Annotated in this window: 13 protein-coding genes and 1 tRNA gene; 6 read left to right on the top strand and 8 right to left on the bottom strand. The window is 33.1% G+C overall.

What is annotated here, in order from left to right; genetic code table 11:
* Positions 1-188: 188 nt before the first annotated feature.
* Positions 189-1,706, bottom strand: a complete 1,518-nt coding sequence (locus tag EG814_RS14020; RefSeq protein ID WP_125722526.1) for a hypothetical protein — start codon at positions 1,704-1,706, stop codon at positions 189-191.
* A gap of 126 nt (positions 1,707-1,832) precedes the next feature.
* Between EG814_RS14020 and yiaA the strand changes: the two genes are divergently transcribed.
* Positions 1,833-2,303: an inner membrane protein YiaA gene (gene yiaA, locus EG814_RS14015; protein ID WP_125722525.1), complete on the top strand. Its 471-nt coding sequence runs from the start codon at positions 1,833-1,835 to the stop codon at positions 2,301-2,303.
* Between the two features lie 146 nt (positions 2,304-2,449).
* On the opposite strand, the gene EG814_RS14010 is transcribed toward yiaA, so the two are convergent.
* Entirely contained in the window at positions 2,450-2,848 is a 399-nt protein-coding gene (locus EG814_RS14010) for a lipocalin family protein (RefSeq protein WP_125722524.1), read from the bottom strand.
* 239 nt (positions 2,849-3,087) lie between these two features.
* On the opposite strand from EG814_RS14010, the gene EG814_RS14005 reads away from it, so the two are divergent.
* Complete coding sequence (locus tag EG814_RS14005; RefSeq protein ID WP_125722567.1) at positions 3,088-3,837, top strand: PH domain-containing protein; 750 nt, start codon at positions 3,088-3,090, stop codon at positions 3,835-3,837.
* Positions 3,838-4,056: 219 nt separating this feature from the next.
* Here EG814_RS14005 and EG814_RS14000 read toward each other — a convergent pair.
* Positions 4,057-4,129, bottom strand: a tRNA-Met gene (locus tag EG814_RS14000).
* A gap of 117 nt (positions 4,130-4,246) precedes the next feature.
* On the opposite strand from EG814_RS14000, the gene era reads away from it, so the two are divergent.
* The 4 genes from era to EG814_RS13980 all read left to right on the top strand — a co-directional run bounded on the left by era (position 4,247) and on the right by EG814_RS13980 (position 10,356).
* On the top strand, positions 4,247-5,128 hold the full coding sequence (gene era, locus EG814_RS13995; protein WP_125722523.1) for a GTPase Era: 882 nt from the start codon (positions 4,247-4,249) through the stop codon (positions 5,126-5,128).
* A 63-nt stretch (positions 5,129-5,191) separates the two neighbouring features.
* On the top strand, positions 5,192-5,785 hold the full coding sequence (locus tag EG814_RS13990) for a CHAP domain-containing protein (protein ID WP_125722522.1): 594 nt from the start codon (positions 5,192-5,194) through the stop codon (positions 5,783-5,785).
* Positions 5,786-6,133: 348 nt separating this feature from the next.
* The gene (der, locus tag EG814_RS13985) at positions 6,134-7,444 is read left to right on the top strand and encodes a ribosome biogenesis GTPase Der (protein WP_125722521.1); all 1,311 of its coding nucleotides are present in this window, start codon (positions 6,134-6,136) and stop codon (positions 7,442-7,444) included.
* Between the two features lie 158 nt (positions 7,445-7,602).
* Complete coding sequence (locus tag EG814_RS13980; RefSeq protein ID WP_125722520.1) at positions 7,603-10,356, top strand: outer membrane beta-barrel protein; 2,754 nt, start codon at positions 7,603-7,605, stop codon at positions 10,354-10,356.
* A 166-nt stretch (positions 10,357-10,522) separates the two neighbouring features.
* Here the strand turns inward: EG814_RS13980 and EG814_RS13975 are convergent, their stop codons facing one another.
* From EG814_RS13975 to EG814_RS13955, 5 genes are all read right to left on the bottom strand, one after another.
* The gene (locus EG814_RS13975; protein ID WP_235830977.1) at positions 10,523-11,263 is read right to left on the bottom strand and encodes a DUF2490 domain-containing protein; all 741 of its coding nucleotides are present in this window, start codon (positions 11,261-11,263) and stop codon (positions 10,523-10,525) included.
* Positions 11,264-11,386: 123 nt separating this feature from the next.
* A complete protein-coding gene (locus EG814_RS13970) occupies positions 11,387-11,974 on the bottom strand; it encodes a hypothetical protein (RefSeq protein WP_125722519.1) in 588 nt (195 codons plus the stop codon).
* 132 nt (positions 11,975-12,106) lie between these two features.
* Positions 12,107-14,653, bottom strand: a complete 2,547-nt coding sequence (locus tag EG814_RS13965) for a TonB-dependent receptor (RefSeq protein ID WP_125722518.1) — start codon at positions 14,651-14,653, stop codon at positions 12,107-12,109.
* Between the two features lie 248 nt (positions 14,654-14,901).
* The gene (locus tag EG814_RS13960; RefSeq protein ID WP_125722517.1) at positions 14,902-15,315 is read right to left on the bottom strand and encodes an RrF2 family transcriptional regulator; all 414 of its coding nucleotides are present in this window, start codon (positions 15,313-15,315) and stop codon (positions 14,902-14,904) included.
* A gap of 108 nt (positions 15,316-15,423) precedes the next feature.
* Complete coding sequence (locus EG814_RS13955; RefSeq protein WP_125722516.1) at positions 15,424-16,260, bottom strand: TPM domain-containing protein; 837 nt, start codon at positions 16,258-16,260, stop codon at positions 15,424-15,426.

Genomic DNA, 16,260 nt, shown 5'->3' with positions numbered 1-16,260 from the left:
AGAAATAAATATGCAAATATTTAAAGGCGAGGATGATATGTAGCTAATTTACTATTTAATTTCTAAATTCAAAACAGTTTTTGTAAATAAGCTTTTTCTGTATTAATAAATATTCAAATGGTCTGTAATATTCTTTTTATAATAAAATAAAAAACTTCAGATTTCTCTATAGTTTTTATAAAATAGTACTAAGAATGTTCCTTTAAAAAATATGTTTTTAGAAGATCCAAAGTGTTTTCATAAGTCGTTTTTAATCTCACTTTTGCAACCAGCCACGATAAGAAACTCATAATTAAAATATCTTTAGGCCCGTTTTGAGCTGAGATTATAAAATCTTCTATTGCTTTTTGAAATTTTGGAGTTCGAATAATTTCGGGCTTCATTACATATTGTTCTACAAACAAAAGATAGTGAATGACGCGTTCTTCATTTACTGTTAAAAGATATTTTTTATAACGTCTTTTAAAGCTTTTTATTCGCGATAAAGCCAGTTCTGTGTTTTCTTGCTGTACATGAAGGAGCAGTTCTACTAGACACTTTTTTATTGTCCAATCCATTCCCATTTTCTTTTCGTACCAGCTGTCAGTATGGTTTAATTTTGCCATTTCTTTAGCAGCCTTACTTCCGGCATTTTGCTGGACATAAAAAACAATAAGCATGAGGCGAATGTCATTAACGTCATTAGGATCTGCTTTTTTGTTTGAAGAAAGCGCTTTTTCGGCAATTTCAATAGCTTTTTGAGAATTGCCAAGATAGTTTTGATTGAAAGCCAATAATAAAAAATATCTAAGACAAAAACGCTGATAATATTTTCCAGATTGTTTCTGCAGTTCCGTAAACATCAAGTCTAGATAATTCAAGGATTCTGTAAACTGGCCGTTTCGAAAATAGAAGTTAGCGATAAAATACAATATGTATATGTGATAGTATAAATGTCGGTCTCTCAGTTCGGTTTTTTTACTTATAAAGCGATAACTTTTAATGACAAAAGACTGTATGAGAGAGAAATTATTGTTTATCGAAGCATATTCGTTGGCAATAAATAGTATCTGATACAGCGATTTAAAAGTTAATCCTTGTTTTAGCGATATTCCATGTGTTTCAATAGTATTTTTTATAACGGCCTGAAAATCTACTATTCGGCCTTCATGATAAATAGCAGCAAGTTCACGGCGTAAAACCGCATAACCCAAATTAAGCTGTTCTTCATATTCGAGCTGTTTTTTGTTTGCTTTATATTTCTGTATTATTTTTTCAATTGGTTCTGATAGATTAAAATGTGCAAATTGTATTTGAGTCTGATAGATTTCATTAAGAAGACTAAAATGTTCGATGCTCAATGCGATTTCCTCCGCTTTTGCTAAGCATTTAAAAGCTGTTTTTATGAGTTTATGCTCAAAAAATAATCGACTTACTACAACAAGACGAAGCACTGCATTTTCTTGCGAAGTATCATTTTCGAAACTTCGATTAGCCATAAAATCGATCATGTTATCGTAAAGTCTTTTTCTAAGCGCATGATACGCATCGATGCTTTTTTTATCTTTCGAAAATTTATTTTTAAATTTTATATCGTCAGTTTCTAAAAAATAAAATAATTCTACGTTTCGTGTGTCTTTACGCTTATTTTTTTTTGATAGATAATGTATGAATGCCTTTTTTTCGGTTTCATTCATCATATTGGCTATTTCTTGCAGTGCATTCATAAGTGTATTTTTATGAAGATAAAAATAACAAAATGAATTTTTATATCATCAGTTTTTTAAATAAATTGATTTTCAGAACTTCTATTTCCTTCAGACATTTGCTTCATAATTATAAAACATAAAATTATGGAACCGCTAAAATCAAATGAATCAAACAACAATTCAGAATTAAAAAATGCAAGATTTAACAATGAATACCCTTTAAAGCCGAGTGTCGCTTTTGTGGGTGCCTCATGGATGACTTTACTTATAGGAATGGCCTCGTATTGTATCGGACTTTATAATTCAGACATGGCTTACAACGAAAAAGGATATTATTTTACCATTCTTCTCTTTGGTCTTTTCTCAGTAATTTCAGTCCAAAAAAGTGTGCGTGACAGACTAGAAGGAATACCCGTAACCGATTTGTATTATAGTATAAGCTGGTTTAGTACGATTGCTTCGATAGTATTATTAATAATCGGTCTTTGGAATGCCGAATTACTGCTCAGCGAAAAGGGATTCTTCGGAATGTCATTTGTATTAGGCTTATTTTCTGCGCTTGCCGTACAGAAAAATACCAGAGACTTAAAACAATTTGAATCGGCTAGCATATAGTTTTTAGCGGGCCTCATTACTGTCACATAATTGTGCGGTTTTGGGGTTTTCTAAACTTTAGAATAATTAAAAAACGAAAAAAGCTTCAGGTAGTCTGAAGCTTTTTTGTTTTCCAATTGAGTTGGGAAGTTCTTGTATTTAAAAATTTAGTTAACTCGTTTAAATTTTTGAGAATATCCTTCATTAGAAATGAAATTTAAAATCAGATATTCGTCTTTAAGTTCAAACGAGATCGTTGCTATGTTTGGGTTCTGGCAATTGGTAGTTATAGAATTATTTGCCAAGCTATAACTTCCAGAACTTTTAATTTCTTCAGAATAGGGATCACACAATGAACTATTGGTTGTTATGATTCCATTTCTTTTAAATTCGATTGTTTTATTGCTTTCTATTGCTCTAAAAGTACCGCTTCCGTCTCCTGGGTCAGCATTTACTTCAATTAATTTCCAAGTTCCTATTACTGTAGATTCTGATAATTTCTCTTCTTCATTGCTACAAGAGAATAAAATTCCGATGCATAACAAAAGTAAAATGTTCTTTTTCATTTTTTGGCTGTTTTATGGTTATAATAGACAGATGGTCAATTATCTAAAAGGTTGCGTTGAAAATTTAATAGAGATAAAGCTTACAAATAAAAAAGCGGAAATTTAGTAACTAGCATTCTCTAGTTACAACTTGTAACGTGAGTCTTATTGTTTGATTATGGTTTTCCGTAATTATTGTAATTAATAACTAATGATATTTGTTTAGAAATTATAAAGATTAAAAATTTAAACGAAATATTATGAGTAATTGTGTTATGTGTTCAACAGTATTAAAATTTATAAATACACCCACATTCGGCGCTGGAAAACTTAATGACGGCGGAATTGTTTGCACAGGATGCTATAAAAAAATAAACAATGCAAATCCAAGTATTGCGTTCAAATTAAAGAATTTTACTTTACAGCAAGTTAAAGAAATATTACAAGTTAAAGCTGATGAAAATGTTTCCAAAAATTCAAGATTTGATCAAATTAAAGCTGAATTAAATAATCTAAATTTAAGAAATTCATCTTTGTTTTTAGGAAGAAAGGAGATTAATGAATTACCTCAAATTCTTGCTGATGAAGAAAAAATTACCAATATAATTCAAGGAACATACAATAATGGACATGGGATTCTTGTTTCAACGACTAGACGTCTGGTTTTTATCGATAAAGGTTTAGTTTATGGTTTAAAAGTGGAAGATTTTCCTCTAGACAAGATAAGTTCAATTCAATATGAAACAGGTCTATTATTAGCAAAAGTAAAAATCCATACCTCTGGAAACGTAGCAATAATAGATAACGTTGAAAAAACATCGGCTAGGCAATTTGCGGAATTTGTTAGAAACTACGTTTCTCAACCGAAGGAGCAAACAGTAGTTATGCAAAATAACTCAGATCCATCAATTTTAGATCAAATTGAAAAATTAGCTAAATTAAAGGATAATGGAATACTTTCAGAAGAAGAATTTGCTGAACATAAGAAAAAATTATTAGAAAAATTATAAATTAAATTTCACGAACAAAGATTGTCCCTCCGCTGGCGAGAGCGTCTCGCTCGTAACTCACTGCATAGTAAACAAAAATAAAAAGCTTCAGATTTCTCTGAAGCTCTTCGTCTTAGTAGCGGGAACAGTACTCGAACCTGTGTCCGCGGTGGCGGATATGATCCCAGTAACTATTCTGCAAAAAAAAACACCACTTTGTTTAAAGTGGTGTTTCGTTAGTAGCGGGAACAGGACTCGAACCTGTGACCTTCGGGTTATGAGCCCGACGAGCTGCCTACTGCTCTATCCCGCGATGTTTCGGGTGCAAAGATACGGCGATTTTTGAGAATTCCAACGAAAATATTAAAAAATGTTTTATTTTCTGTATTAACTTGATATGACTACCTTTGCAGAATAAATTATATTTAAAATGTCACATAAAGCAGGTTTCGTAAATATTATCGGAAATCCAAATGTTGGAAAATCAACATTGATGAACGCTTTCGTTGGAGAACGATTATCGATCATTACATCAAAAGCACAAACTACACGTCATAGAATTTTAGGAATCGTAAACGGAGAAGACTTTCAATTGGTTTTGTCTGATACTCCCGGAATCATAAAACCGGCGTACGAAATGCAGGAATCGATGATGAACTTCGTAAAATCGGCTTTTGAAGATGCTGACATTTTAATTTACATGGTCGAAATAGGCGAGCAAGACTTAAAAGACGAAGCTTTCTTTAATAAAATTATTTACGCTAAAATTCCGGTTTTATTATTATTGAATAAAATTGACAATTCGAACCAAGAACAATTAGAAGAACAAATCGCTTTCTGGAAAGAAAAAGTACCAAATGCAGAGATTTTCCCGATCTCGGCTTTGCAGAACTTCAACGTTCCAGAAGTTTTCGGAAGAATTATCGAATTACTTCCAGAATCTCCAGCATATTATCCTAAAGATCAATTAACAGACAAACCAGAGCGTTTCTTTGTAAACGAAACCATTCGTGAAAAAATCTTATTGAATTACAGCAAAGAGATTCCGTATGCGGTTGAAATTGTAACGGAAGAGTTTTTTGAAGACGAAAAAATTATTAGAATCCGTTCGATTATTATGGTAGAGCGCGAAACACAAAAAGGAATTATCATTGGTCATAAAGGTGCTGCTTTGAAAAAAGTAGGAACCGATGCTCGTGTCGATTTAGAAAAATTCTTCGGAAAACAAATACATATTGAATTGGTTGTAAAAGTAAATAAAAACTGGAGAAGCAATGCTAATATGTTGAAACGATTCGGTTATAATCAATAATTTTTGTTTAACAGTTTAATCGTTTATTCGTTAAACGAAAATGATTTTTGAAAATGAGACTCTATGAAAATTAAAAAGATTACAATTTTAATAATTACGATTTTAGCTTTAGTTTATGCAGGAATGACAATTATTAAAAAAGTTAATCTCAATAATGATTACAAAATAGGGCAGGCACTTGACAGTTTAAATGGTGTAAAAGTTTATTATAATGGCGGTGTTGATAATATTGAGGGAAGAAACGTTACCGAAGACAATTATAATTTAGGACTCAAATACCAATGCGTTGAGTTTGTAAAAAGGTATTATTATGAGCATTATAATCATAAAATGCCAGATGCTTACGGTCACGCAAAAGATTTTTTTGATTCTAAAATTAAAGACGGCAACTTAAACGGCAATCGAAATTTAATTCAATATACAAATCCAAGTACGTCAAAACCAGAAACAGGAGATTTGGTTATTTTTTCTAGTTCGCTGTTAAACAGGTTTGGTCATGTGGCCATAATTTCTAAAGTTTCTGAAAATGAAGTCGAAATCATTCAGCAGAATCCAGGACCGTTTAGCAATTCGAGAGAAATTTTTGCCCTACATAATCAAGAAGGAAATTTTAAAATCGAAAATGATAGAATATTAGGCTGGTTGAGAAAAAAATAAAAAAAAAATTTTCTTAAAACCTTAAAGCCCTAGCCCAGATGGAAGCGGCATCCTTTTTCTGGCTTCTTTAGCCAGGAAAAGATATAGCGAACAGCTGGAATTAGCTCCTAAAAAATAAGATTAATAACCAGATCTGGTTTTAGTTTTAAAACGTAAAACCTTATCCCGAGGCTTCGGGAGAAACAAAATTTAACAAAATTCTTAGGTACTTAGAAACTTAGTAGCTCAGCAACTTTTTTTCCCTACCTTTGCAAAAAATTAAAAAACAGCATTTTGGATTTATAAGAATCTTGATTTCAAGCAAATTGAAATCTAAAATCTGCGATCCAAAATCTAAAATTCAAATAAATGAATAACATTGTTGCGATAGTAGGAAGACCTAACGTAGGGAAATCGACCCTGTTTAATAGGCTGATACAAAGAAGAGAAGCTATTGTAGATTCAGTATCTGGGGTTACCCGTGATAGAAACTATGGTAAAAGCGAGTGGAACGGAAAAGAGTTTTCTGTCATTGATACAGGTGGATACGTTCGAGGGTCTGATGACGTTTTCGAAGGAGAAATACGTAAGCAGGTAGAACTTGCTATCGACGAAGCAGATGTTATTATTTTTGTGGTTGATGTTGAAGAAGGAATTACACCAATGGATGAAACCGTTGCAAAATTGCTTCGTAAAGTAACAAAACCAGTTTTATTGGCCGTAAATAAGGTTGATAACGCAATGCGTGAGAAAGATGCGATTGAGTTTTATAATCTTGGTTTAGGTGATTATTATACGTTTGCCAGTATTTCTGGAAGCGGAACTGGAGATTTATTAGATGCTTTAATCGAATCTTTTCCAGTAAAACCAGAACCAGTTCAGCCAGAAGTTGTTTTGCCTCGTTTTGCTGTAGTGGGCCGTCCAAATGCTGGTAAATCTAGTTTTATCAACGCATTAATTGGTCAAGATCGTTTTATGGTAACCGATATTGCAGGAACAACTCGTGATGCTATTGATACTAAATTTGACCGTTTTGGTTTTGAATTCAACTTGGTTGATACTGCAGGAATTCGCCGTAAAGCAAAAGTAAAAGAAGATTTAGAGTTTTATTCTGTAATGCGTTCTGTACGTGCAATCGAACATGCAGATATTTGTATTCTGGTAATAGATGCAACTCGCGGATTTGAAGGTCAGGATCAAAGTATTTTCTGGCTGGCTGAGAAAAACCGTAAAGGCGTTGTTATCTTGGTAAATAAGTGGGATTTGGTAGAAAAAGATACCATGTCTACACGTGATTACGAAGAAAAAATCAAAAAAGAATTAATGCCTTTTACCGATGTGCCAATCTTATTCGTTTCTGCTTTGACGAAACAGCGTTTGTTAAAAGCATTGGAAGCTACAGTTCAGGTTTTCGAAAATAGAAAACAAAGAATTGCAACTTCAAAATTCAACGAATATATGCTAAAAGTTATTGAAGCGTATCCGCCACCAGCGACAAAAGGTAAGTATGTAAAAATTAAATATTGCATGCAATTGCCTACTCAAACGCCACAATTTGTGTTTTTTGCTAATTTACCGCAATACGTTAAAGAACCTTATAAGCGATACCTTGAAAATAAAATTCGTGAGAAATGGGATTTTGCAGGAGTTCCAATAGATATTTACATAAGAGAAAAATAAAAAGCGAGTCCCCTAAGAATAGGGGACTTTTTTATGTTTTGTGTCTAGATAATTTACAGAATCAATTTTTTATTGGCATTATATTTGGATAAATGTAAAAAACACAATTAAACCTTTTGGCTTTTTTTAAGTCTTATTGATCTAACTAACCTAATTTTATGACCAAGATTTATTCATTTCTATTGTTTTTAGCTTTTGTTTATTCGACAAATGCCCAAAACAATATTGTTATTAAAGGAACTGTAGTCGATATCAATTCTCAGCTTCCGATAGAACTGGCAACTGTTTATTTTACTGCTGTAAAAGATTCTACGATTATTGAATATGCCACAACGGACAAAAACGGAAATTTTATCATTAATACTAAAAAGTATGATAAACCAGTTTTCTTAAAAGTAAATTATACCGGATATCAGGCCTATTATGAAGAGCAAAAAGGACTTACAGAAAGTAAAGACTTCGGTAAATTGTATATGCTTGAAAACGCAAATGTTTTAGACGAAGTAGTAATTAAAAGCGAAGCACCGCCTATTACAATTAAAAAAGATACTTTAGAATTTAATGCTGGTTCTTATAAAGTGCGTCCAGATGCCAATGTAGAAACATTATTGAAACAGCTGCCAGGATTTGATGTAGATAATACAGGAAAAATTACGGTAAATGGGCGAGAAGTCAATCAGGTTTTGGTCAACGGAAAAGCTTTTTTTGATAAAGACGGAGCTATTGCCATTAAAAACCTTCCTGCCGATATAATTAAAAAAGTTCAGGTTTCTGATTTTAAAACCAGAAAAGAAGAGCTTGCCAAACAAGAATCGACTTCAGATTATTCTAGCATAAATATCACTATTGACGAAAAGAAAAACAAGGGATATTTCGGTAAAGTACTTGGAGGTTATGGCTCAGATGAACGCTATGAGAGCAGTTTAATGATGAACTTCTTTAAAAACAAACAAAAAATTAGTGTTTTGGCTTCGTCAAACAACATCAACTCAACCGGATTTTCTATGGATGATGTTTTTGACAATATGGGTGGCGGACGAAATGCAAGAGGTGGCAATCAGAATTCAGGCAGTGGAGGAAAAGGAATTACGCAATCGACTTTGGCTGGAATTAATTATTCTGATGACTGGACAAAGGATTTGGAGTTTATGAGCAGTTACAACTTTACAAATTCGGTGACTAAAAATGATAGCAAATCCAATCAGCTGAGTTTATTGCCAACGGGGAATATTTTGACCGAAGCAGATTCTAAAACGAGAAATGAAAATACTGGAAATAAAGTCAACTTCGAATTAGAATACAAAATCAATCCTACGATGCAGATTGTTTTTGCTCCAAAATTGAATTTGTCTGAATCGAATAGCAATTCTTCATCTTCGTCTTTTTCTGAAAATGAAAATGGTGAAGCATTGAACGAAAGTACTGCAAATTCGCATACAGAAAACTCAAATACGAGTTTTGCAAACAGCATTAATTTCAATAAAACTTTTGAAAAGAAATCTCGAAATTTGAGTGTAGTTTTTAATAACAATAACACAAAAAATGATTCGAACGGAATTAATATTTCTGAAACTATTTTTTATCAGGATGCAAAACCAAATGACGAAAGAAATCAGAACGCAAAAAACACGTCAAAAAGTGATGCATATTCGCTTGATGTAGAATATACGGAACCCATTACTGATTCGCTTCGTGTGCGTTTCGGTACCGATTTTGACTGGCAAAGTTCGATGAACGATCAAAAGACTTTTAATTTTGACGATGCATCTCAGGAATATTCAGATTTAAATTTATTGCTGACCAATTATACCACGTCGAAACAAAATTCGATTACGCCAAAAGTTGGTATTAGCTGGCAAAAAAGTAAATATACTCTTAATATCAATTCTAGAACTTCAATTGTTGAGTTTGATAATCATTCGTTTTACTTAAATCAAGCTACAGATTTAAATAAAAGATATATGCTTCCATACGGAACGGCTCAGTTTCGTTATAAATTTAATCGTTCTAAAAACTTAACTTTTAAATATGATTATTCTAATGCGCTTCCGTCAGCGACACAGTTAATGCCAGTTGCAGATTTAAATAATCCGCTGAATAGTGTAATTGGTAATCCAGATTTAAATCCGATTGAAAAAAATACCGCGGGAATTGATTTTAAAAATTTTGATTTTAGAACACGTTCAGGTTATAGCTTATTTCTTAAAGGGAATTACTATAATAATGACATAGTTTCGACTTCTATTTATGATGATAGTGGAAAAAGAAATACGACTTATGTTAATATTTCAGGAACTTATTCGGCTTCGGTTGGAGGAAACTGGAACCAGCAGATTAAAAAAGATGCGCATACCCTTAGATACGGTTTGCGTTTAAGCGGTAATTATAATTTTGATAAAGGATTTACAAATGCGGTTTTGTATTATGCAAAATCGGTGGTAATTACGCCGAGCGTTTATGCTTCGTATGATTATGGAGAGGTGCTTTCGATTGCGCCGTCGTATAGTTTGTCGTACAATGAAACACGATACGAAAACTTTTCTAGAGACGCCACTTCAAACGTAATTCATAGAATTAATATGCAGACAACTTCTTATTGGCCTGCCAATTTAATCTTCGGAAATGATTTTGGATATACTTATAATTCGAATATTTCAGACGATTTCAGAAAAGATTTTTTCCTTTGGAACACTAGTTTGTCTTACGGATTCTTGGATAAAAAACTATACGCAAAAGTAAAAGTTTATGATGTATTAAATCAGAATCAAAGCGCAACCAGAACTATTTCGCCAACTTCTATTAGAGACGAAGAAAATACTGTTTTAAAACGTTATGTAATGTTTTCGTTAGCCTATAAAATTGGAAACTTTGCCGAAAGCAAAAAAGGAGGAAAGAGACAGAGGGGATCGTAGTTTTTTTTAAGGGGCTAAGGTTCTGAGGGACAAAGGGGCAAAGGTTAAAAAAAATCCTAAATCAAATGAAATTTGATTTAGGATTTTTAATAAAATCTAAAATCTAAAATCTAAAATCTAAAATCTAAAATCTAAAATCTAAAATCTAAAATCTAAAATCTAAAATCTAAAATTTTCGATTAATTCTGTGATAAACAGTAAGTCGAATAATATCACGATCGTAAAAATCTACACCGCTGGCTCGTCGTTGGAAGTTTTTTAAATACCCCAATTCTAAACCGAGATTTGGATTGAAATGATAACGTATAGCACCGTAAATACGATTTTGGTCAAAAGTATTTCTTCGATTGTCTTTTCCGAAATTGAATAAAATTTCGTCGGAAATAGTCCCTTTAATACTTCTTTTTTCTTTTTCCCAAATTGTAAATTTTGATTGTAATCGGTATCGAAATCTGTAAGCAAATGAAAATTCATTCAATAATCCATTTTTATCCGCTTTTTGAATGAATCTTTCTTCTAGCTGAAAACGGTTGTGAAAAGTAATTTTGGCAATATCATTAATCAAAGTGATGTCTTGTTGCGCTCGATATTCTGGAATAGAAAAATCTGGATCAACATTCGGATTTTGGGTATTGACATTAAAATAGGCAAATCCAGCGCCCAAATCGATCATTTTAGTTGCCCTAAAGCGAGCTTGAGATCGAATAACAAAAAGATTTTCGTGAATGGGATTTACAAAGCTTCGATTGTCGAATTCAGAATGAATTGCCCATTTTTCGCTTAACGGAAAAATATTATAATATCGAATCCAGGTTAAAGTCTGCTGGTCGATTTTTCTTTGGTTTTGCCCGCTTAAAAGCTGGCTCGCCAAGATTATAATAAAAAATATTCTCTGGTACTTTTTCAATACTACAAATTCTGGCTGCGAATATATAGAAAACAGAATATACGAATTGAATTTGAGATTGTTTTTTAAGATGCTTTTTGGCTCTATTTTGTGATAGTTTTATTTTTTGCAAATGATTTAAACTTAAATCGAAGTTTCTTCAAAACCAAAAAGGTGATTTGTCTTTTTATTAATTTTTAAAAATAATTCTAATTGAGGAATTATTTCCATTTGTAAAAAACGAATCTCTGGATTATCTCCATCAGTGCTTTTTATTACAGCAGTAAAACGGAAGTTTTTGACTGAATTTCTTTTTTGTGCAGTTAATTGATAATAAAAAGTATCGGATTTTGATTTTGAATCAATAGCAAAAATGAAACTGAGTTTGCATATTTTCTTTTTACTAATGGGCGTAATCTTGTAAAAAGAATCTCGTGACTTATCAAATTTCAAAGAAGTTTTATTTCGAATTAATAATAAATAAAGAGTATTTGAAAGTAGAATGAAACATGTGATAAGAGCGGCAAATAGTCCCATTCTAGAATTAGTGAACTCCAATACAAGAAAGCCACTAACTAAAGCTAAAATGCCTAAAATTGAATTTACTACACCGTTTGATTTACTGTACCAATAAGGATCAAATGAAATTTCGTTTTCTGAAATAGTAAAATTGTAGTAAGTCTGTATTGTAGTGCTCAAATTATGAAAATTTAAAAGAACATTAAATTTCAATATTTTAAAAATAAAAGAACGACTATAAAAGTTTTAAAAACAACAGATTAAGGTTTGTTTTGAAGATAAATAAAAAAACGAGATGTATTTTTAAGATACACCTCGTTTTTAATACTAACGCTAACTAACCGCTTATAGAGAATACTTCAATGTAACTCCATAAGTTCTTTGATCACCAATAACTCCAGCATATTGTCCTGAGTTACCACCTGCAGGCAATAATTGCTCGTAGTAATCTTTATTTAAAAGGTTGCGTCCCCAAAACTGAACAGATAAACCTTGCGATGCACGGAAACCTAAACGAGCATTGAAAATTGCGTATCCTTGAACAATTAAATATTTTGAAGCGGAAGGGCTTGAAGAGAATTCAGAACGTGCATAACCATCGGCTGCGAAGTAAATTTTTCCTGCGTTTCCAAAGAATTTTGCATGATCAGAAAGTTCTCCTCCAAGTGAACCTGCCCATCTTGAAGCACCTGGCAATTCAGTTCCAGAAACATCTTTGAAGGCAACTGGCGCTCCAGTTTCTTCTAATGGAAGCGGTGCATTGGTGAATTTCACATATTTGCCATCTGTATAAGTTGCAGCACCATTAATTGTTAAATGTGAATTAATAACAAAACTAGCATCCAATTCTGCACCTCTTACGCGAACTTTGTCTGCATTGGCAAGATAACCACGGTTTACACCCAATTCAGCTGCCTGAACGTTGGTTTGAAAATCTTTGATATCGGTATTAAAGAACGTTAAGTTGAAAATTGAATTTTTAAATGGAGATGTTTTTACTCCAATTTCATAATGGTTTACTTTTTCTGGTTTTACTACAGCAAGTTCAGTCAATGGCTGTCCTGCAGAATTTGTTGGAAGCCCAGCTACGTTAACTCCAACTGGTTTGTAGCTTTTAGCATAAGTAGCATAAACATTGATTTTGTCTGATGCTTTGTAAGTAAGCGTTAAGTTTCCAGAAAAGTCTGTGTTATCTGTGTCAGAATCAAATGCTTGATCAGAGTAAACTGATTTTTTCAAAGCCAACAAGGCTGGATCTGTTGTCTGAAGACCTCCATAAGTTTTACGAGAATAACTAGCATCTTTTTTATCAAAATTATATCTCAAACCTGGCAAAATGTGGAATCTCTCTGTAACAGCCCAATCAAGCTGTCCAAACACAGCCGCACTCGAAGCTCTAATTCTTGCGTCGGTTTTAATTCCGTAACCTTCAAAGAGACCGGGAGTTTTCCATAATGGACTTGTTGAGTTTTGAGAGAATCTCCATTGTGCATTACCAGATTCTTCTGTACCATCTGTTTGCGAAGTTTGATCGATAAAGAATACTCCAGCAACACCGCTAATTTTGGATGTTAGTTGTCCAGCATAACGAATCTCTTGTGTAATTTGTGTTTGTCTGGTTGGATTTTGAGATTTTGCTAAAACCTGTAATCCTGTAAAATCTCTATCATTTGACGGATCCCAGTTCCAGAAACGCCAAGCTGTTGTAGAAGTCAATGTTCCACCGCCAATTTTAGTATCAATGTTTAACGAAACCCCTCCTAAATCCTGTCCAGAACGCCAAGGTGTATCGTGATCTATTTTTCGGTCAAAAGCATTTAAACTTGGCAATTGATAATTTAAATCGGCAATAATAGCATCAAACTGACGGTATGCAGCCCTTTGAGTAGGGGCAACACCAGCAACAACCTGCGCATATCCGTCAGGACGCTGTGTTGTAAGATCTCCTGCAAAAATAATGTTTGTGTTTTCTGTAGGAGTCCATAATATTTGTCCTCTAAAACCTTGATTATTTAAAGTATTGGTTGGTCTTCCTGTTGCAATGTTATCGATTAAACCGTCACGCTGTGTTCCAGAAAAAGATAAACGACCTGCCACTTTTTTTCCTAATGCTCCAGTAATAGAAGCTTTAGCCTGTAAAAAGGCATAATTTCCGTAACTCACTTCAAAATCGGCACCCGATGTAAAACTTGGTTTGCGAGATGTAATATTAAAAGCTCCAGAAGTAGTGTTTTTTCCAAATAAAGAACCTTGCGGACCACGTAAAACTTCAATTTGTTCAACATCGATGAAATCTAAAGTTGTTGCTGCTGGACGTGCATAATAAACCCCATCTACATAAAAACCAACTCCAGGATCGATACCATCATTTGTAAGTCCGAATGGAGAACCTAAACTTCTAATGTTGATTCCGGTATTTCTTGGATTAGAAGAATACAATTGAACAGAAGGAACCAATTCTTTTATACGATTTACGTTAAATGCACCAGCTTGTTCTGCTTGTTTTCCTGTTACAACAGAAACGGCAATTGGTACATCTTGTACTTTTTCAATTCTTCTTCTTGAAGAAACCACAACTTCTACCAATTGATTTTCTTCGCGTAAAGTTACCAATAGAGGAGATGCAGGAATTGCCGTAATTTCAAGCTCATTGGTTTTGTATCCAATATATTGAACTAAAAGTATAACGGGTAATTTTCCTTGTGATTCTATCGAAAATCGGCCTTCAGAATCTGTAATAGTGCTAAATGTTGTTCCTTTAATTACCACATTGGCTGCTTCTAAAGGAATATTTTGATCTGTAGTTACAACTCCTTCAATTTTTTGTGCGAATGAGATTGAGAACGTTAAAACTGCAAGTATTGTAAATATATTTTTAATAGATGTTTTCATTTTTATATTAAGTATATGTGATTAGTAGAGTTTAAAATTAAATTTTTTACCAGCACATACATATCATAAATGAAGCGGCATTCACAGTTGTGAACTTATAGTTATATTTTTTTTGCAAAAGATTTTTTCCACCTGATTGACTAGAAGGTACTTTCATGAGTTAAAATTTTGTAAATGATTAGTTAATTATTTTTGGCAAATATATATAATTAATTCTATAGATTTACTAGGATTTAAAAAATATTTTTTTATTTCTTCACCAATGAAGCGATTGTGATGCCTTCCATAGCCTTTAAAGTTTTATCTCTAATAAGCATTAAGCCGTGGCGCAGACTGCATTCGTCTTCGGTTTTGCAATCAGAGCAAGGCTCGTAAAAATTTAGAGAAGCACACGGCAAAAGTGCAATTGCACCGTCAAATAATCGGTGAATTTCTGCCAAAGTAATGTCATTTTTAGATTTTATCAGGTAGTAGCCGCCAAATTTTCCCTGCTTACTGCTTACAAAACGGCCGCGTTTCAGATCTAATAAAATCTGTTCCAAAAACTTTTTAGGAATATTAGCGCCATCCGCAATTTCTACTGTTCTAGAAATGTGGTTTTCGTCTTGTTCTGCTAAATAAAGTAAGGCCTTAAGGGCATATTTTGCTTTATGTGATAACATCTATTTTTAATTATGAATTGTAAATTATGAATTAAATTTTGAAACTAAAATATTTTCAAAGATAACTTGAAACTTTAAACAAAACTTAAAATAGGAAACAAAATTTAATTACCAGCCTCCGCTAGATCCTCCGCCAGAGAAACCTCCACCGCCAAAACCTCCGCCGAAGCCTCCGCCTCCGCCAAAACCACCACCAGATGATCCTCCGCCGAAGCCTCCAAATCCACCGCCACTTCGTCCTAGATTACTTAAAATAATAACATCAAGTAGGCTAGGGCCGCCTCCGCCATTGTTCCCAGAATTACCTCCGCCTCCTCGTTTATTTCGAGAAAGTAAAATTAAAACAATCACAACAATAACGATAAAGGGAAGAATAGGAAAATCTTGTCCTTTTTTTGCTGTTTTACGCTCGCCTTTATACTTTCCTTTGAAAACATCGATAATAGCATCGGTTCCTTTATCAAGTCCGTTGTAAAAGCTTCCTGCTTTAAATTCTGGTACAATAATATTTCTGATGATTTCGCCACCAATTCCTGCAGTGAGTCGATCTTCAAGGCCATATCCAGGATTAATAGCAATTTTTCTTTCATTTTTAGCTAAAAGAATTACAACTCCATTATCGTCTTCTTTAGTTCCGCCAATTCCCCAAGTCTGTCCCCATTTTGTTGCTAATTGGCTTACATCTTCTCCTTTTAAGCTTTCGATGGTGATTACTACAATTTGAGTAGTTGTAGAATCAGAATAACGAACTAGTTTTTCTTCTAATTGCGTTTTTTCTGTAGAACTTAAAATGTTGGCATAATCATAAACAGAAGTTTGAAAACTTGGTTTTGACGGAATCTCAAATTGCGCAAAAATAGCATTGCTGATAAATAATGCGATAAACAAAAAAGTAATCTGAAAAAGTCTATTGGAATTTGTGATTTTGTTTTTAGAAATTTTCAT

The sequence above is a fragment of the Flavobacterium ustbae genome (assembly GCF_003946915.1).
Taxonomy (GTDB): domain Bacteria; phylum Bacteroidota; class Bacteroidia; order Flavobacteriales; family Flavobacteriaceae; genus Flavobacterium; species Flavobacterium ustbae.
Note: the sequence above shows the minus strand (reverse complement) of the source record. Positions and strands in the feature narration are given on the sequence as shown.